At 68.1% G+C, this 18,262-nt stretch carries 19 protein-coding genes; 1 reads left to right on the forward strand and 18 read right to left on the reverse strand.

Going from position 1 to position 18,262, the window contains the following annotated elements:
* From J0J01_RS04975 to J0J01_RS05060, 18 genes are all read right to left on the reverse strand, one after another.
* Positions 1-494, reverse strand: a 494-nt coding sequence (locus tag J0J01_RS04975) for a hypothetical protein (RefSeq protein ID WP_296379105.1), incomplete at its 3' end; no start/stop codon positions are given.
* An 8-nt stretch (positions 495-502) separates the two neighbouring features.
* Positions 503-1,129 carry a hypothetical protein gene (locus tag J0J01_RS04980; protein WP_296379106.1) on the reverse strand — a complete coding sequence of 209 codons (627 nt, stop codon included), beginning with the start codon at positions 1,127-1,129 and terminating at the stop codon, positions 503-505.
* Between the two features lies 1 nt (position 1,130).
* Complete coding sequence (locus J0J01_RS04985) at positions 1,131-1,607, reverse strand: hypothetical protein (protein WP_296379107.1); 477 nt, start codon at positions 1,605-1,607, stop codon at positions 1,131-1,133.
* Positions 1,600-2,076: a GNAT family N-acetyltransferase gene (locus tag J0J01_RS04990; protein WP_296379108.1), complete on the reverse strand. Its 477-nt coding sequence runs from the start codon at positions 2,074-2,076 to the stop codon at positions 1,600-1,602. The genes J0J01_RS04985 and J0J01_RS04990 overlap by 8 nt, the downstream gene beginning before the upstream one ends.
* A 5-nt stretch (positions 2,077-2,081) precedes the next feature.
* Positions 2,082-2,534 (reverse strand): hypothetical protein, encoded by a 453-nt coding sequence (locus tag J0J01_RS04995; RefSeq protein WP_296379109.1) that lies wholly within the window; start codon positions 2,532-2,534, stop codon positions 2,082-2,084.
* A gap of 90 nt (positions 2,535-2,624) precedes the next feature.
* Entirely contained in the window at positions 2,625-5,690 is a 3,066-nt protein-coding gene (locus J0J01_RS05000; protein ID WP_296379111.1) for a ubiquitin-activating E1 FCCH domain-containing protein, read from the reverse strand.
* On the reverse strand, positions 5,687-6,328 hold the full coding sequence (locus J0J01_RS05005) for a hypothetical protein (RefSeq protein ID WP_296379112.1): 642 nt from the start codon (positions 6,326-6,328) through the stop codon (positions 5,687-5,689). Before J0J01_RS05005 ends, J0J01_RS05000 begins: the two co-directional genes overlap by 4 nt.
* Positions 6,329-6,386: 58 nt before the next feature.
* Positions 6,387-6,839 (reverse strand): Bbp16 family capsid cement protein, encoded by a 453-nt coding sequence (locus J0J01_RS05010; protein ID WP_296379113.1) that lies wholly within the window; start codon positions 6,837-6,839, stop codon positions 6,387-6,389.
* 128 nt (positions 6,840-6,967) lie between these two features.
* Positions 6,968-7,990, reverse strand: a complete 1,023-nt coding sequence (locus J0J01_RS05015; protein ID WP_296379114.1) for a major capsid protein — start codon at positions 7,988-7,990, stop codon at positions 6,968-6,970.
* A gap of 13 nt (positions 7,991-8,003) precedes the next feature.
* Positions 8,004-8,609, reverse strand: coding sequence for a hypothetical protein (locus J0J01_RS05020; RefSeq protein ID WP_296379115.1), 606 nt, complete (start codon positions 8,607-8,609; stop codon positions 8,004-8,006).
* Complete coding sequence (locus tag J0J01_RS05025) at positions 8,593-8,961, reverse strand: hypothetical protein (protein WP_296379116.1); 369 nt, start codon at positions 8,959-8,961, stop codon at positions 8,593-8,595. Before J0J01_RS05025 ends, J0J01_RS05020 begins: the two co-directional genes overlap by 17 nt.
* Positions 8,962-9,098: 137 nt before the next feature.
* Positions 9,099-9,653 (reverse strand): RNA 2'-phosphotransferase, encoded by a 555-nt coding sequence (locus tag J0J01_RS05030; RefSeq protein WP_296379117.1) that lies wholly within the window; start codon positions 9,651-9,653, stop codon positions 9,099-9,101.
* A 9-nt stretch (positions 9,654-9,662) separates the two neighbouring features.
* Positions 9,663-9,911, reverse strand: a complete 249-nt coding sequence (locus J0J01_RS05035) for a hypothetical protein (protein ID WP_296379118.1) — start codon at positions 9,909-9,911, stop codon at positions 9,663-9,665.
* 114 nt (positions 9,912-10,025) lie between these two features.
* Positions 10,026-10,259, reverse strand: coding sequence for a hypothetical protein (locus tag J0J01_RS05040; protein WP_296379119.1), 234 nt, complete (start codon positions 10,257-10,259; stop codon positions 10,026-10,028).
* A 217-nt stretch (positions 10,260-10,476) separates the two neighbouring features.
* A complete protein-coding gene (locus tag J0J01_RS05045; RefSeq protein ID WP_296379120.1) occupies positions 10,477-10,803 on the reverse strand; it encodes a portal protein in 327 nt (108 codons plus the stop codon).
* Between the two features lie 333 nt (positions 10,804-11,136).
* Complete coding sequence (locus tag J0J01_RS05050) at positions 11,137-11,481, reverse strand: DUF6572 domain-containing protein (protein WP_296379121.1); 345 nt, start codon at positions 11,479-11,481, stop codon at positions 11,137-11,139.
* Positions 11,471-16,072: a portal protein gene (locus tag J0J01_RS05055; protein ID WP_365735992.1), complete on the reverse strand. Its 4,602-nt coding sequence runs from the start codon at positions 16,070-16,072 to the stop codon at positions 11,471-11,473. Before J0J01_RS05055 ends, J0J01_RS05050 begins: the two co-directional genes overlap by 11 nt.
* Before the next feature lie 25 nt (positions 16,073-16,097).
* Positions 16,098-16,319: a hypothetical protein gene (locus J0J01_RS05060; RefSeq protein WP_296379122.1), complete on the reverse strand. Its 222-nt coding sequence runs from the start codon at positions 16,317-16,319 to the stop codon at positions 16,098-16,100.
* A gap of 297 nt (positions 16,320-16,616) precedes the next feature.
* On the opposite strand from J0J01_RS05060, the gene J0J01_RS05065 reads away from it, so the two are divergent.
* Entirely contained in the window at positions 16,617-18,047 is a 1,431-nt protein-coding gene (locus tag J0J01_RS05065; RefSeq protein WP_296379123.1) for a hypothetical protein, read from the forward strand.
* The last annotated feature ends 215 nt before the right edge of the window (positions 18,048-18,262 follow it).

Here is an 18,262-nt window from a genome sequence, read left to right on the forward strand (position 1 = left end):
TTGTCGGGCTCCAGCTCGGCCGCGCGTCGGATCAGCGCCTGGCGCTCGTTGAGGATGTCGCGATTGCGCGTCACGCGCTCGGCCGCGAGATGGCGGCCGACGCCGTCCATCGCATCGGCGATGTGCAGGTCGAGCCGCGGCGCGAGCAGCGCCCGTTCGTCATCGCTGCCGGCCGCCGCCAGCGTGGCGTCGCGCAGCCCGGCGAGATTCCTCATCAGCGGCGGCTCGGCCTCGATTGCCTGCTGGCCCTTGCGCCAGAAGAAGGCGTCCGGGCCGGTGAACAGCGCCTTCTGCTTCTTGTCGATGAAGAGGTTGATCAGCCGCTCGACGCGATCGGGATCGGCTGCCTTGTCGAGCGCCTTGCCGAACTGCTGCAGCGCCTCGGCCTGCGGCGCGCCGAAGGCCGAGAGCGGGGTGTCGACCTGCAGGCTGGGCGCGCTGCCTTTGGGGAGCTGCTCGCCGATCCGGTAGTCGGGGAAATCGAAGCGGGCCATGCTGCCTCCTAGAACGCCGGCCCGGGCACGCCGCCGTAGCCGAGATAGTTTCGCCGGCCGCCGAAGCCGTCGGTGCCGCCGGGATTGGGATCGCTGTCGAAATAGCCCTTGCTGTAGTAGCCGAGCCCCTTGTCGAACAGCGACGACGCGCCGCCCAGCAGGCTCGAGCCGATGCCGAACGGCAACGCCGCCATCGTGTTGTCGGCGCTCTGCCGGTAGAGCTCCGACTGCGCCCCGGCATTGGCCGCCTGGACGCGGAAGCCGTAGGCCTGCATGGCGGCGTTGTTGCGGATCGTCTGGGCGTCGAACTCGCCGGCGCGCGCGCTGTCGCCCACGATGTCGAGCGGGCTGCCGCTGTTGATGTCGCCGCCCTGGCTGGCGAGCGCCGCGCGCTGGGTGCCGATCACCTGCGAAGTCTTGAAGCGCTGTTGCTGCTCGGCGACCTGGCCCTGCTGGAGCGCGCGCTGGGCGTTCCATTCGGCGATCTGCTGGTTGTTGCGCGCGAGCTGGGCCTGGTAGTTGGCCTGCGCGGCGCTGGCCGCCGCCTGCTGGCCCTGGCCGATCATGCCCATGACCGAGCCGGCCGCATTCATGGCAAGCGAGCCGACGGCGACCGCGGTGGTTGCTCCCGACATGCTATTCTCCCGTATTGACGATGCGATTGCTGCCGGCGTCCCGGCGCGAGACGAGGAGGTCGGCCTCGTCGGTGAATTCCTGTTCGGCTTCTGCGACGCCCGTCGCGCCCGATGCGAAGATCATGGTGATGTGCGTGTCGGCCTGGGCGAAGAAGGCCTGCTTGCGGCCGGCCTGGGCGGGCAGCACGTGATGGCCCTGCAATCGAAGCGGCGGGCCGTCGTCGACATGGACGAGCACGTCGCCGTCGACCACCAGCAGGGTGGCGATCTTGACCAGCACGCCGGTGATCACCACGCCCGCCGGCACCCGGACGGTGCGGGCATAGAGCCCGGCATGCAGCGCGTGCCCGGTCTCGATCGCGACCTGCGGCAGGCCGCGCGCGAGGCTTTCGAGCCGGCGCACCTGGTCGATCGCGGCCGGGCTCATGGCATCGATCCTTGCGGCGATGCGCGGCGTGATGGGCACCAGCTCAGCCATCGCCCACCTTCTTGAAGAACACCCGGTTGGTCTCGACGTAGCCGCGGCGCGGCAGGACCTCGAACAGGCGGCCGCCGAACGGCGCGCTGACCAGCAGGCCGGGCGAGCCGAGCGCGCGCGCCTCGGCCTCCGCGGCGCCGAGCAGCCCGAGGCCGGCGCCGCTCCGGCGATGGGCGCCGGCGACGAAGAAGCTCTCGCTCACGGCGACCGGCACGCCGTAGTGCGGCAGCACCGGCGCGAGCAGGGTGATGAAGCCGATCAGGGTGCCGTCGATCGACGCGCTGAAGGCCTGCAGCATGCCCGCGGCCTCGAGCTGCCGGTAGGTTTCCATCTTGGCCGCGGGCGGCGGCAGGCCGTCGATCGCCGCCTCGGCCGCATACTCGGCGGCGAGGGCTGCGAACTCAGTCGCGCCGGCGATCGCGGCGACGCTGCTTCTGGCGACGGTCAGCATGGGGGTCATGGGCGTCATGGGGGTCAGCATGGCTGGGTCAGCGTCGCGCGATGGAACAGCGCGCCGCGCGCGCCCAGCGGCCGCGCCGGCGCCAGCACGAAGCCCAGCCAGTCGAGCCAGCGGATGGCCTCGCCATACTCGGCATGGACCTGGGCGACCAGCATGCCGTGCTCGGCCGCCAACTGGCGCGTGCGCGCCTGCGTCAGCCGCAGGAACGCCTTGGCGTGGCGGTCGACCGGGCGGCCGGTCATCAGCCAGGGCATCGCGATGCCGCCCAGCACGGGCTGCAGCACCACGCCGGTCAGGGCCGCGACCTCGCCATCGGCGATGTAGGCTTCCGCCGACAGCGAGCGGGCGAGCGCCTGCGCGAGGCCTTCGCGCACGGACAGGCCCAGCGCCTCGATCTCGCGGCGGTCGCCGGGGCGCAGATCGATCGCATCGGCGTGGGCGAGCGTCGCGGGGACGACTGTGATCATGGTACGCAAAGCTCCACGCACCGGGCTCTCGCGTCCTCGCTGCGCTGCGGGCGCTGCCGCCCGCCAGCGCCTTCGCTGCGCTGCAGGCGCTCAATCGCCAAGACTCACCTCCGGAATCAGATCGAGGATCGTGGCCGGCAGCGGATAGTTCTGGCGCACGAAGATCCGGCCGTCGCGGTTCCATTCGCTGGGCACGCTGAGCTGCCAGTCGCCGCTGAACGGCTGCAGTGCCGTACCGAGCGTCTCGGCGCTGCGCTGCTTGACCTCCTGCTGGGCACCCTGGTCGAGGCCGACGCTGAGGCCGCGCGCCTCCTTCACCCGCACCACGACCTGGCCGATCTTCTTCATCTGGCCCTGCGCGGTCGGGCTGGCCTGGGTCGGCAGCTCGAGGTTCAGCGTCTCGAGGTCGGCGCTGTAGGGCAGGCCGACGATCACCTTGCGGTAGCTGCTGTCGAGCGCGACGCGGCCGCCGCTCACGACCTGGCTCGGCACGACGCTGCCGTCGCCCAGGATCGCCACGGTCTTGCCCTCGAGATGGTCGAGGCCATCGACGGCCGTGGCGAGCAGCGCCCAGTCGGCCGTCGCCGTGTTCTGCAGCGAGGGCGGCGTCGCCGCGGCGAGGGTCGCCGTGACATGGAGGCCGTCGGTGACGGCGGCGATCCTGACCGTCACGCTGTCCTCGCCCGCGCGCAACATGTACTGGCGGCCGAGGCTCGCCGGATCGCTGAACGGGGCGAAGCCCGCCGCCGTCAGGGTCACGCTGGCGCCCGATGCGTAGGAGGCGCCGCTCATCGTCAGGGTATGGGGCGCGTCGCCGTTGTCGCCGTCGTAGGCCAGCCCGCAATCGACGAACCAGGCATCGGCGATGGTCGGGAAGGTCCGGCTGACCATGCGCTCGAGGGTGCGCCGGGTCTGCCCGTTAATCGTGCGCTTGACGATCAGCCACAGCGCGTCCTCGTAGCCGCCATGGCCGTCGGGCTCGGTGACCGTGGCGACGCTCTCGACCGCGCCGTCGGTGGTGTGGCGATGCCAGGCATAGACGTCGTGCTCGCGCATGTAGGTGAGGCCGAGCAGCACGCCGTCGCTGCGCGCGCCCCACACGATCTGGTGCGGCTCGGCGGCGAACGCCCATTCGACGATCTGCTGCGTACCCGGCGTGTCGTAGAGCAGGTGGCTCGACAGCACGCTCATGTCGAAGCTCTGGTACTGGTCCTGGATCGCGTCGAAGCGCAGCGCCCGCACGCGGCTGCCCTTCTCCTGGACGAACAGCACGTCGTTGCCGGCCTGGATCGGCGGCACGTGGCTGCTTCCGTGCGCGGTCTGGGGCAGCGTGAAGCAGGCGCCCGGCGTCAGCGCGTTGGAGCTCGGGCCCGGCCAGCACCGCCATTCGGCGCCCGAGGTCATGATCAGCATCGACGTGCCGACCGGCACCAGGTGGCGGATCTCGTTGACCTGCCGGCCGGTCAGCGTGCGGGTGATGGCGTCGCTGTCCTTGGTCGGCGTCGAGACGTTCATGTTGCCGAAGGCGCCGACCGTGGTGAACCACAGGGTCTGCGGCTGGGCGAGCGTGTCGGCATAGACCTGGCGCTGCAGGAAATAGGTCGAGCAGGAGGGGTTCTGCGTGCCGCCGTCGACGTTCAGCGTCGGCGTCACGACGGCACCGGCGCCGGCACTGTCGGTCGCCGCCATCGACAGCAGCGCCTGCGAGGCCGCATCCCAGGCGCCGAAGCCCGGCGTCACGGCGATCGACACGATCGCGCCGCCGACCACCGTCGGCGTGAACACGTAGCCGCCGTAGTCGGTGACGCCGTAGTAGATGCTGTGGACCTGTGCGTTGGCGAGATAGCCGGAGCCGCCGGCGACCACGGTGACGCCGCTGATATAGCTGGTGCCGTTGCCCGAGCCGTCGTCGGTCCATACCGGCGCCAGCACCGCGCCCGATCCCGCGCCGTCGGTGATCTGGATGAAGGCGTTGGCGCCGACCCGCTGGCCGGTCGCCGCCGGCGTCGCCGACACGATCGCGCCGCCCGACACGCCGAAGCTCACCGTGGTGACCTGCTTGCCGTTGTCCATCAGCCGGCCGGTCGGGCTGGTGTAGCCCGAGCCGCCGGCGCCGAGCGTGACTCCGGTGAAGGTGCCGGTGCCGAACGGGTTGCGGCTGCCCGGCGGGGTGTTGGCGATGTCGGGATCGATGTTGGCGTCGGTCCAGGTCGGCGACTGGACCTGTGCCACGAAGCCGTAGACCGAGCCCTTCGCCTTGTAGGCGTTGTAGTTGCTGCAGCCCGGTACGGCGTTCCAGTTCCAGGCGCCGCCGCCGCCGCTCGAGCTGCCGGCGGGACCGCTCGGCAGGCTCTCCTCGCCCGAGCTGTCGTTGATTGCCGTCACCACCAGGGAGGCGGCGCTTCCGGGTGCGGTCGAGCCGAGCCCGGTCGGCGCCGGCGTCGACGGTGCAAAGGTGAGCGGCGCCAGCGTCCAGGCGGCGTGGCCGGAGCGCGTCAGGCTGCGCGCGGCATAGTTCGGATGGGTGAGCGTCATGGTGTCGGCGCTCTGCACGTACTTCAGCAGCGCGAGATCCGCGGAGGCATAGGGCGTGGCGAGCCTGAACAGCCGCGCCGCCTGGCCGTTGGCGACCCAGGCGCCGAAGCCGGTGATATCGAGCCCGATCGAGAAGCGGTCGTCGTCGATGCGCGTCACCGTCACCGTGCGGCCGTTGAGCTCGACCATGCCGGAGAGGCCCGACAGCGCCACGCGATCGCCGGTCGCGTAGCCGTGCCCGTCGGCCCGCACAATGCCGGGATTGGCCTGGGTGACGGCCTGGATGGCCTTGCCGGCCTCGGTGACGAACCCCCAGCTCGCGGTGGCGGGATTCCACATCGCGACCTGCATGGTCTTGTCGCCGAACACCAGGACGTAGGTCTGGCCGGTCGGCAGGGTGCGGAACTGGAACGGGATCAGGCGATGGCGCTTGGCGCTGTCGTCGACCTCGCCGACGAAGCGCGTGCCCGGCCGGTTGCTGGCGCCGCCATGGGCGTGGACGAAGAAGTTCCGGAGCGTGCGCGCGCCGACCTTGAACTTGGCGAGATCGACGCGGCCGTAGAGGAACGGCGAGAGTTCACCCGCCGCGAAGCTGGGCTGAATCGTGGGGATCGCGGTCATGCTGCGACGTCCGGCACGAAGCCGCGGACCTGCAACGACTCGGGCAGGTAGGTGCGGTTGATCGAGCTGCCCTCGTTGGCCATCTCGGCGCCGGCGCGCTGTAGCGTCGCCTGCCAGAGCTGGGTCAGCGTGCGCACGCGATCGTCCTTGCCGGTGAGCTCGAAGCAGATCCGCGCCGCCAGGCCGTAGCTCATGGCGTCGACGAAGCCGGTATCCCAGCGCAGCGGGTCGCCGACCCGGGCGGTGTAGATCGCCGCCACCGGCGCGGCCTGGGTCAGCAGCACCGTGATGTAGGCGCCGGTCGAATCGCGGTCGGCGGCGACCTCGCAGAAGGTCTCGGGCAAAGCGAGCAAGGGCACGTCGTTCAGCCGCCGCAGCCTGAGGCAATCGGTCGGCAGGGCGTATTTGTGCCGCCAGCGCGCCGGCGGGGCCCCTGACATCGAGAGCGGCAGCTCGGCGAGCTGCGCGGTGAGCCGGGCGAAGTTCCAGTCGAAGGCGCGGAGCGTCGCGTCGCGCACCAGGGCGAAGTGCGTCTGGCAGGCGCTGGCCTCGGTCGAGCCTTCGTCGATCGCGCTGATCTTCGAGCGCGTGCCGCAGTGGGAGAGCGCGGCGTTACAGATGTCGGTGATGGACGGCATGCGCTACTCCGCCGGAAGAGAGAAGGGCCGGGGCGGGCCGAAGCCCGCCCCGGGGACGTCACGCTGCGTAGCCACGGGCATAGACGGGCGAGACATCCAGCGAGGGCACCAGCGCCGCCTTGAGCGCGCCGCCGGTCATCGCCGCCGTGCCGATGGAGTAGTTCAGGCGCACGAAGCGCTGGGTCTGGCCGGGCAGCTCGCCGGGCAGGAACTTGTAGCCCTGCACCAGCGAGGCGACCGGGATGGCGTCGGACTGCGCCAGCGTCACCCAGGAGCCGGGCAGGCCCGAGCCGTTGTCCGGCGCGGTCTGGAACTGCACCTGCATGGTGGCCGAGCCGCCAGAGGTGAAGGCGGTCGCGACCTGGCAGAGCAGCATGAGGTTGTCGGTCATGGCGCCGCCGATGTCGCGGGCGATGCCGAGATCGACGATGTTGGTCGAGGCGGTCGAGCCGATGGAGGTCGGGCTGTCGCCGGCGTCGGCCGAGAACTGGTTCTGCTTGTCGATGAGCATGATGAGAAACTCCGAATAGGGGTTGGGTGTGTGGCTTTCCCCCTCCGGCCCTCCACCGGCGCGCTTTTGGCCGCTGAGCGGCCAAAACGCGAACCCGTCAGACGGGGGAGGCCGGGAGGGGGAAGGCCTCAGGTGACGTTGGCTTCCGCGTTGGTGATCTGGTCGCAGATCCGGATCGGGATGCCGCGGAAGGCGGTGTAGGGCCGGGAGTCCCGCGTCTCGATGGTCAGGAAGTTGTTGGCCTTGCTCATCGCCTGGATGTCGAGCGCCGCCCGCACCGTGCGATTGCAGTAGAAGGCGGTGTTGACCTGGCCGGGCTTGGTGCCGCCCGGCGGCGGGCTGTTGCCGGCCGCGCTGACGAACGGCAGCTTGTTGACCGCCGCGATCAGCGTGTTGACGAGGTTCGAGGTCGTCACCGCGCCGGCCGTCACGTTGATGTTGGCGATGCGCACCACGAAGCGCCAGTCGCGCACCGAGAGCCCGCAGTCCCACTTGAAGTGGGTGCGATAGCCCTGGAAGACGTTGTTGTTGGCGTCGTAGAGCGCCACCTCGCCGAGGTCGCGCACCTGGAGGCCGGCCTTGCTGCCCTTGGGGAACAGGCCGTGGCAGGTGTTCTGGCCCCAGCCGATCAGCCAGATCGAGGTGTTGGTGTTGGCGCTGCCGCCGGCATTGACGATGTTGCCGCCGCTCGGCGCCGACAGCGCGCTGAAGCGCGGGCCGAGGCCGGTGAAGCGCTCGGGATTGACCGAGGTGTTGCCGTAGACGACCGAGCCCTGCATGCCCTGGTTCATCGATTCGATGAAGGCCATGTCCTCGCCCATGCGGAACTCGGCGGAGTTGCCGTTGAGATCGGCCAGCGCCTTGTCGATGTCCGAGTACGCTTCCAGCATGCCGGTCGCGTCACGGACCTGCGCCGTGGTGCTCTTGGACTTCACGACGCCGTAGTTCAGCAGGCGCCAGGTTGCGGTGGGCAGGCCGGTGCGCACGGTGGTCTTGTGGCCGGCGCCGTCGTTGCACTGCATCCACAGCATGTCGGTCAGCATCTCGTTGGTCTGGCCGAGCAGCTCGATCACCGCCGCGGGCTTGCCGCCGGGATCGAGACGCGTCGCCCATTCGCCGAGCGTCAGGGCGGAAGAAGCAAGGGTTGCCATTGTCTATGTCTCCTCAGGTTCGGGGATTGCCGTCGTAGATGACTTCGGCCGGCGATCGCGGGACCTGCGGCCGGGCGGGAGCGCCGGGCCGGTAGCGGTCTTCCGAGATCATCTGCCCGAGACGCACGAAGGCCTTGACCACCGCAGGATGGTTGCCCGCGCCGGTGAAGTTCAGCGCCTCGCGGAGCCCGGGGACGTTCAGGCGATCGATCGCGCGGGCAGCCGAAGCGAGGGAAGTCTTCAGCCTGTCGCCGCCGATGTCGGGATCCGCCTTGATCTCCGAGACCCATTGGTTCTGCAGGTCGACGAAGGCCTGCACGCCCCGGTGCGCGGCGGCGCTCTCGCGCGCCATCGCCAGGTCGATGAATTTCTGCGCCTGCTCCTGGCTGAGGCCGGAGTCGGCGAACAGCTCGGTCGCGGGCTTGAGCTGCTCGGCATCGAGGCTCACGCCCTCGGGCAGCTTGAAGTCGCCGTAGCCCGGCTGCGCCGGCACCTCTTCGGCGGACGGGTGCGCTGGCGTTTGCTCGTGCTGTTGCTCCGTCGCGGGATCGGCGCCGAGAACGGACTCCTCGGGGCGCGCCTGGGCGAGCTGCGGCGCTTGGTCAGACGTCGGTTCCATCGGTTTCTCCGGTGAGGGCGCCGGTGACCAGCGCGGTGAAGGGCTTGCCGTCGTCGAGCGAGCGCACGTCGTTCAGGACCTTGAAGCCGATCGAGCGCTGGCCATCGAGGAACATCACGGTGTGGGAGTCGGCTGCGACGACGCGTTCGAGCGCGCCGCTCTCGCGCACCAGGTCGGCGAGATAGAGCCGGCCGCGGGCATCGCCCGCGATCCAGCGCACCGCTTCGGTGAGCCGCGCCCGCCGGGTCCTGGCGGCCTTCTCGCGGCGTTCGACGTGGCGTTGGTTGCCGGCGTCGTAGCCGCCTTCTGGGCCGCCTGGGCCGCCTTCTGAGGTTGTGTTTTCGGTCGACATGCGCGCGAACCTACGCGCACGGAACGAGAACACCTATTATGGGCAATGGCCGCGATTCAGAGGCCGATAAATCGCGGGTCGATCATCGTTCCATTGCCCATAATGCGATTCGCAAAAGGGCAGTTATCCACAGGATTTCAGCCGTCGATGGCGATGAACTGCCAGGGCACGCGATCGGCCAGCCAGACCTTGTCGTTGCCGGCATAGAACGCGACGCCGTTCTTCGCCGCTTCCGCGGCATTCACCAGCAGGATGACCGGCTCGCGATGCTTGCGTCGGCCGACCTCGAGCGCGTCGGCGCGGGTGTTGGAGAGATGCACGTATTGGCGTCGCATCGGCTGCAGGCCGGCGCGACGGATGGCATCGAGGGCGTCAGGCGAGGTGCCGTGATAGAGCCGCTCCGGCGGCGTCGAGGCGGTGCGCTCGAGCTTGCCGGGCACCGAATGGCCGTAGAGCGCGCGGATGCGGCCGCCCTCCAGGTCGAAGCGGCGCTTCGCCGAGGTGCGGATCACCTCGGCGAAATCTGACGCGGCGAGATCGGCCCAGTCGTTCCGCTCGGCGCGCAGGGCGGCGAGCAGCGCCTCGACCGGCGTCCAGCCTTCGGCGTCGAGCTCGAGCTCGTAGAGCCACGGCTCGTGCCGCAGCGCGTGCGACATGGTGCGGCTGAGGGCGATGAGGTCGCGGCGTGCCATGGCCGTCGCCTAGAGGCCTGTCGCCTGGCCGCGGTGGAAGCGGACGTTCCACTCGCTGCCCTTGACCGCGCGATGCACGGCCACCGTGAGGTCGAGCATGGTCGGGCCGCCGGCATCGAGACCGCCGGCCGCGAGGGCCTTCTCACAGAGAAGCTGGAGCTCCTGCAGGGCGCGCAGATCGGCGCGGGTGGCGACCTGATCCGCATCGGCCGCGATATCCCTGGCGCGACGCGCCGTCAGCTCGACGATGTTGCTCACGACACCCTGCCGCCAATAGTGGGCGGCAATGAGCACAGGGCACGCAGCTTCGCCAGCGGCGGGCCGTGTGGCGGCTCGTCGCGTTCGGCGGCGGCGCGGTACCAGCCGGGCTTGTCAGCCGGCTTTGGCGGCGAATTGCGCGGTGTTGCGGATCAGGCTGCGGCCAGGCGTGCGTGGCGGGTTGGCCGCGGGCGCAGGATCCGCCGGCCGGTCGACGACGCGATGCGTGTCGACGCCGGATGCCTGCCGGTCGGTCGTGCGCAGCAGGGAGCGGCCGATCTCGAGCACCAGCAGGGCGGCGAAGAGCAGGCTGACGACCGTCAGAAACGCGCGGATCCGGGTGTTCAAGAAAGCCTCGTGGACATGCTCGTACGACTCAATACTCCAACAGCATCGCCCCGCCTGGATTGGGGGACAGGGCAGGATGAACCCGCGTCCGATGCGATGAAGACGTTCTAGGACACGGTTATCTCACCGGCAATTCAAATAAATTTGCATTCCCTTTTGTCGCAAGATGCGCGCCGCAAGGCGATACACGTATGGCTTGCAAGCGCTCGATCGGCCCTCACGTTCGATTGGGCCGGATCTTTTGTTCGAAGGCTCGGCCGGGGCCATCCAGTGGGGGATGACGAACTCGGCGCTCATCGCGCGCCGCCCGTGTCCGGAGCACCCCGGCCGAGCAGGGCGGCGACGGCGTTCTGGCCGCCGCCGACATCGATCTGGCTGGCAGTCTTGCCCACTTTGGCGCGGGCGCGCCGGTCATGTCGGCGTAGGCGTCCATGGTGCCGTCGGCGTCGAGCCGGTCGAGCGCCTCGGGCTTGAGCGCGCCGATCTGGGCGCCGAGCTGCCACATCCGCTCGATGCCGGCGGTGGCGACCGACTTCTGCGCCACTACAACCTTCTTGGAAACATAGTGACAAGGTTTCCTTCCTTGTCGGTCAAGATAGTAAGAATTGATGTCGGTGCCCTGATCTTCCTGAGAGCACCTATGATGCGACCGTTGAGCTTTACCTCGCGCAGGTACACAAACCCGTGTTTTTGGCTCGGAAGAACGCGGACGATAGGCGATCTGACGACCTCTCGCGTCAAAAGGAGAAGCCGCCTTCATCGCTCGTCCCTCGACGACTTCTTCAACAGCCTGCTAGGTAAGCTTACGCCAATTCGTCAGCTCGGGCGTCCGCTCTCAGCTGGTAGCCCGCCAGCTGAGAGCAACATGCGGAGAAAGTTAGCGAGTGCCGAAGGATTTGCCCTCCAGGTCGAACTCAAGTGAGAAACCCAGCTCCGAGGCACGCTTCTTTGCAAGGTCGTAGTATTTCTTGGCGTTGTCGCTCAGCGGATGGCTTCCCCAAACGATGATGGAGACCGGCAATCCCTTCAGTTCCGGCATCGCTTCCCCGGCCTTTCCGTGCTGGATAGCCCAGATGTAGTGGTTAAGCTTGTCTTGGAGGAGTTCGAGGTGTGCATCCTCATCTTGCTCCCAGTCGAGATGGTCAGAAATGAACAGGACTGCTCTCCGGCATTTCTTGTCGTGTGCCAGGAAATCGATGGTATTTGGCTGTTCAATCGACATCTTTCGGCCTCATGACCTGTACCTTTTCCGCGGGTAGTTTTAATCCGCCGACGAACGGTGGTTCGGCTTTGGCTCTGCCTCTGATAACAGAACCCTTCTCTTCGATCAGGGGGTGGGACATGGTCTGGTTTGGTGTGAAGCCCGCAGTTTCGCTACCTTTTCCTTCATAATAGCCAAATTTCTTCGTTACTCGGTGATACGTGAGGAAGTCCATCACCGTAGGCGGACCACCCTCCGGCTGAACTGTGATATGGCGACCGACGATAAGGTCTGGATCGCGTGCAAAGTAGCGATCCATCTTTTCTTCCTGCTCTCTCCCGGCGGCCTTGTTCTTGTCAAGCTGAGCACGAGCGCGTTGCTTTTCTGCATCGCTAAGTGGCCGTCGCGTGCCACCGGCCCCGAAGGTTACGCCATCTCCGCGAGGACCGAACGCATGGCCGACCCCGCCGGTGATATCCGTGAAAGTTTCGATGGCCTCGGGGGTAAGCTCGCCAGTCTTCGTACCTTTGAGAAGGTCAAGGAAGCCTTTGAGGAAGCGGCGTGTCGATTCAGGCAAGACGAACCAGCGAGTCTTGCCATTTCTGTCGACTCCGATAGGTAGGATTTCGCCGTAAGCGACATCGGGATCGGGCGCCAAGGCCTGGTAGAACCCGTCGAGGTCGCTCGTGTCGGGTCTGTCGGCGAGCTGCTTCCTGATCCGGGCGACTTCCGATCGCGAGTAGCCGGAGTCAGGATCGAGGTCGGCCTGCAGTTCCGCGACCTTCCTGAAGTCGCTGGCCGAGAGCTGCGATCTGTAGCGGTACAGTGGCGTCTGGGCCCATTCGCGCTGTGTTTCCGGATTGCGGCTCTTGAGGCCGTTGACGATCGTGTTCAAGACTGCGGGATCGGTCTTGATGGCGTCGCTGCCTGATGCCAGGTCTTCGATTTGTCGCTTCTGGTCGGGACTCAGTCGTTCCACCAAAGCCGACGGCATCGACTGTCCAGGCCGCGCCTTTGCCAGCCATTCGCTGACCGCGCGGTCGGTGGTGACCCTCTCCTTGACTTGCTCGGTGCGCGCTTTCGCTTCCGCGATTCGATATACGTCGCTACCCGGCGCAGGTTCGGTGGCAAACGATCCGATTTGTCCACCCGAAGTGGCGGCGCCGCCCTCGTTTGGCGCCTTCGCCTGCTCGGCGACGATGCGACGGGCTTCGGCGTCGGCGGCCTGATAGGCGGCGCTGCCTGGATCGGGTCCAGATTGCGGCGCGCCGCCGAATCCACCCGTGCCTTCGGTTCTCGTTGCCGCTACCTCTGCAGGAGGGCCGTCAGTGCCCACGCCGGACAGCTCGTCCATCGCGGTCCACGGTGCGGCGTCGACTCGCATGGTGCTGCTGGCACCGGTCGCTGGCGTGTCGATCGAGGGCGGCGCCAGTCTCGCCTTGACCATGGCGCGCATATCGTCCGGAAGCCCCGCGAGACGCGCCTGGACGGCCTGCTTCTCCTTCTCCGATCCCCTCGCGAACGTTCGCTCCATGCCGGCGATCTCGTCGGCGGTGAAGGGTGCGACGGGGATGCTGCCGCGCAGCTGTGCGATCTGGCGGGCCTGACGGACGCGGCCCTCGAGATCGTCAATCGGGACGGGTGGGCCGACTTCCTTGTAGACGGCCGTGCCGGCGGCGAAGGCGTCGAGCGAGAAGAGATGGGTCTGGAGGTCCCGCAGCCCCGTGGCATGGTCGCGCATCGCGCCGGGCGGCAGGGCGTCGAGCATGCGCTGCTGCTTTTCCGCGCTGGCTTGCGCGAAGGGCAGCATGAAGGACTCCCATTCTGCGGCGCGTCGGGCGCCGTTGGCGCGTTCGAGGTCGCCTGCCGCGGTGTAGGCATCGGCAAGGCGGGCAAAGGTGCCGGGCTTGTAAGCTCCGGGGTTTGCGGCCTGGGCGCGGTAAGCGGCGCGGACCTGGTCCTCGAGCGCCTGCAGCGTGGCGGCGCGCTTGCTCTCCTCGGCGGAATCGCGGGCATCAACCTTGGCGCGGATGATGTGCTTGGTGTCGAGCGGCAGGTTGGGATCGGCGGTGACACGATCCTGCAGCGGCGGGCCCTCGGTCGCGGTCTGGTTGGCGATCCATTGCTCGGCCGTCTGGTCTTGGCGGGCGACCTGCGTCGGCGTGTCGAGCGACAGCTTGTCGGACGCAGTGAGCTGGTCCTGCATGCGGTCGAACAGGGCGAGCGCCTGCGGTCCGTTGCCGTTGGCGATGCGCTTGCGGATGGCGGCACGCCAGACCGCCGAGCGTGCGGATTGCGCGACCTGGGCTTCGGGCTCGCCGTTCATGCGCGCCAGCTCGAGCGCGGCGCTGGCATTAGCCTCGGCGAGGCCGGCGAGCTTGTCGTCGTCGGTGTGCTCAAGCTCGGCCGCGCGCTGGATCAGCGCGTGGCGCTCGGCGAGGGTCTGCCGGTTGGAGACTTCGCGTTGCACCGCGATGTGGCGGTTGATCCCATCCATCGCGTCGGCGATGTGAGCGTCGAGGCGCTCGCCGAGCGCAGCGTGCTCGCCGTCGGTCAACAGTCGGATCAGGCTCTCAGGGTCATGCTGGCCCGACGGTTGGGGGTAGTAGGGCAGGGGACGGGCGAGCTGCTCGTTCTTGAGGTCGATCAGCCGATTGGTGATGTGCGGCAGCAGTTGAACTGCATCGCTGCCTTTGTAACGAAAGTAGGCGTCGCGACCGGTAAAGAGGGCGTCCTGCTTGGCGGCGATGAAGCGGTTGACCAGCTCCTCGACGCGGTACGGATCGACGTCGGTCACGTCCGGCCGTGGCGGCGGCTCGGCCGGGGCCATCCAGTGGGGGATGACGAACTCGGCGCTCATCGCGCGCCGCCCGTGTCCGGAGCACCCCGGCCGAGCAGGGCGGCGACGGCGTTCTGGCCGCCGCCGACATCGATCTGGCTGGCAGTCTTGCCCACTTTGGCGGACCAGCACCGAGGCGGGCGCGCCGGTCATGTCGGCGTAGGCGTCCATGGTGCCGTCGGCGTCGAGCCGGTCGAGCGCCTCGGGCTTGAGCGCGCCGATCTGGGCGCCGAACTGCCACATCCGCTCGATGCCGGCGGTGGCGACCGACTTCTGCGCCTGGGCGAGGATCGAGATGAACTCGACCTGCAGGCCGCGCCCGTCGAGGCCGCGCGGCGGCTCGGGGATACGGCCGTTGCGCGCCATGATGTTGAAGACGCGGGCGACCAGCGGCGACAGCAGCTCGTCGTGCAGGCGCTCGAGCACCGGCCCGAGCATCAGCATCTTCTCCTCGCGCCGCTCGTCGATCTCGCGCGCGGTGATCTCGCGGCGGTCCGACTCGGCCAGCATCAGGAACAGGTTGGCGTAGAACGCCTCCTTCACCCGGCCCTGGACTTCGGCGATGTCCTGGGCGAGGTGGGAGAGGTCGAGCCGCACGTCGATCGCCGGCCGGAAGCTCTGGCCGTTGGGATCGGCGACGTAGGTGACGCCGCCCGGCAGCAGGCTCGCCGGCTCGTTCTTGAGCGACGGCGGGCCGACCATCGGCGGCTTGACCTGCTTGTCGATCGCCTCGAGCTTGCGCTTCTGCTGGACCTGTAGCTGCTGGCTGTCGCCGAGCGCGATCCAGCCTGGGCCGGTGCCCCAGCTGTCGGTGCCGACCACGTCCCAGCGCGGCGCCATGCAGGGGAACTCCTGGTAGCCCGAGACGCGCAGCAGCAGGTTCTCGCCCTGCGCGCTGCGCTCGAACCACACCGAGCGCCAGGGCAGGCGGGCGGAGAGATGGCCGTTCCAGGGATTGTGCGCGCCGCGGATCTTGGGTCCGGCGGCGTTCGGATTGGGCTCGATGGCGTGGACGATCTCGTATTCCAGGTCGAGCTGGCCCGAATCGTAGGCGGCGCGCAGGCCGGCACTGACGGCGTCGCGGCCGAAGGTGTCGACGATCTGCCGCACCGTCCACCACATCGAGCGGTAGAGCGTGTCGACGGCGAGGCGATTGCTGTTCGACAGCCAGTATTCGCCGGCGGTCAGCGTGTAGCCGCGGACGACGTCCTCCTCGTCCTCGTCAACCCAGAGCGCGCCGGTGCCGAAGACGCCGAGCTCGCCGTAGAGCGTGTGCAGGCAGTTGTAGAGGTTCGACCGGGCGAAGACGCGCAGCATGCGCTGCTGCACCTCGTCCAGCCACGCCCGCGCGCCCGGGTCCTCGTTGGCGCGCTCTGAACTGAGGCGCAGCCGGAACCACGGGCGCGCGGGCGACGAAATGCCCGCCATCATGCCGCTCGCCATCACGCGGGCGGCGATCAGCGGCGTGTTGTCGATCAGCTTCTGGTCGCGGCGCCGGCCGCGCGAGGCGTCGGGCGCACCGTCGAGGAAGCGGCCTCGGCGTGGCGCGAAGTTGGCGCTGAGGTCGCGCCAGGTCGGCACGTACGACGCGCGCTCGCGGTCGAGCGCCGCGAGCCGGTTGGTGAAGTAGTTGCGCAGCCAGGGGTCCTTGAGATCGGACGCGCTGCGCGAGGAAGAGGAGGGGGAAGGAGAGGCTGACTGTGCCGCCACGGTACTACTCACTCTACGAAGCGCCGATGCTCTGGCGCCTCTGGTTACAATCCGCGGCGGCACAGTGCCCCGCGCGCGAGCTCGTCTGCTATTGACCCAAGAGGGTCTTGTTGGTGGTGAGGGCGGGCGTGGTGACGCCCTGCCCGCCGGTCAGCAGGGTGCCGCCAAAGCCGCCCGCGGCTGCGAGCTGGGCCTTGGTGCGCGCCGCTGCGTCCTCGGCAGCCTTGTCGACGGGCGTCGGCGGCGGTGGGGGAGGCGCCGGCATCATCGGCGGCGCGTAGGAAGGGGAAGGCGGTGAAAAGAGTCCCATGGGCGCGGACCATAATCGCGCTGCCCCGTCGACACCTATTCTGGGCAATGGCCGACGCGAATCGCCCGCAAACGAGGGGCCTGAAACGCGGTCCATTGCCCACAATGCGTGTTCATCGCGCGCGTTATCCACCGATGCTTGTGGATAGCTTTCGGCGCGCAATGTCTTTTTGGGCAATGGACCGCGTCTCGGACCCCTGTTTATCGCGGGAAATCGAGCGGCCATTGCCCGTAATAGGAGTGCGCGTGTGACCGCGCCTATAACCGCGAACCTCCTCTTCAGCGGTTGCACAGCCACATGACCGTCTCCAGCACCTCCTCGCGCATCGTCTATGTCGGCGACGGCAGCGCGACCGACTTTCCCTTCGCCTTCAAGGTGAATCAGCCGGCCGACCTGGTGGTCGTCTACACCGACGCCGGCGGGACGGACATCGTGCTGTCGCCGTCGCAGTACGCGGCGACCGGCTTCGGGCTCGATGCCGGCGGTTCGGTGACCTATCCGCTGTCGGGCGGCGCCATCGCCGCGCCGGCCAGGCTCACGATCTATCGCGATGTCGCGGTCACCCAGCCGACGTCGCTGTCGAACCAGGGTGCGATGTGGCCGCAGGTCATCGAAGCGGCGCTCGACCGGCTGACCTACGTCGCGCAGAAGGTGACGGATGCGGTGAGCCGTGCGGTCGTCATCTCGCCCACCGATTCGAGTCAGCTCACGGTGCTGCCCAACGCCGCGACGCGCGCAAACTCGGTGCTGGCCTTCGACGGCGCGGGCCAGCCCTATGCCGCGACGCTTACCGGCTCGCTGGTCGATGTGGCGACGTGGCTGGTCAACAATTTCCTCGCGGCCGCCACCTCGGCGGCCAGCGCGCGCGCCGCGCTGGGCGCCGCCGGCCTGGTCGAGACCGGCACGATCGACGTCAGCGGCGGCCGCCTCAAGGCACCGACGCGCGCCAGCGGCGATAGCGGCAGCGACGTCGCCACCACGGCCTTCGTCACCCGCGCCGCCCTGCGCTCGTATCTCGCAGGCCTCGGCCTGTCGAACAACGTCGGCGCGCCGAATGCCAGGATCGACGTCGCCACCGGCATCTGCGCCGACGACACCAACACCCAGATGCTGTCCCTGGCGAGCGGCACCCTCGACTGCACGACCACAGGCGCCAACGGCCTCGACACCGGCAGCCTCGCCAACAACACCTGGTACCACGCCTTCGCCATCGGCAAGCCGGACGGCACGACGGCGCGACTGGCATCGACCTCGCCGACATCGCCGGCCCTGCCAGCCGGCTACACACTCAAGCGTCGCATCGGCAGCTTCAAAACCGACGTCGCAGCGCACATCCTGCTATTCGTGCAGGACGGTGATTCATTCATGTGGAAGACGCCAGTGATGGATCTCGGTGGTGTTAGCGGCACCAATCCTGGCACATCAGCAGTTAACCGTACCCTAGTTTCGGTGCCAACCGGCGTCCGGATGCAAGCGGTCCTAAACATAGTTGTCAATAACAGCGGAAGCGATTTCGCCTACTGCCTGATCACTGACAGATCACTGACGGACATGGCACCGTCAGTCGGCAATAGTGACACGCCTAAGGCGAGCATCGGCACGGCACTCAAGGCAGTATGGACGGACACCTCGGCACAGGTCCGCAGCCGCATTAGCTATAGCGACGCTCTCACTGGTTTGATCCTGAACACCCTGGGCTGGATCGACCATCGTGGCCGCAATGCATAGGCGAATGACCTGACTGAACGAGATGCTCGCTATGGCATATGCAGAGGATTGCGCGGTGATCAGCGCAGGAAAGATGGTGGCGCTCGCGTCGCCTGCATCAATAGCGTCGCTGCGTCCCTCCAAGTTCGACAACAAGAACCATGAGACGCCCGCGAGGACAGCTAGGAGAGCAAACCAGATCAGGCGTTCCGAGAAATCGCAACGTCAGGGCCACA

It is taken from the genome of Reyranella sp., from assembly GCF_017305915.1.
Lineage (GTDB): Bacteria > Pseudomonadota > Alphaproteobacteria > Reyranellales > Reyranellaceae > Reyranella.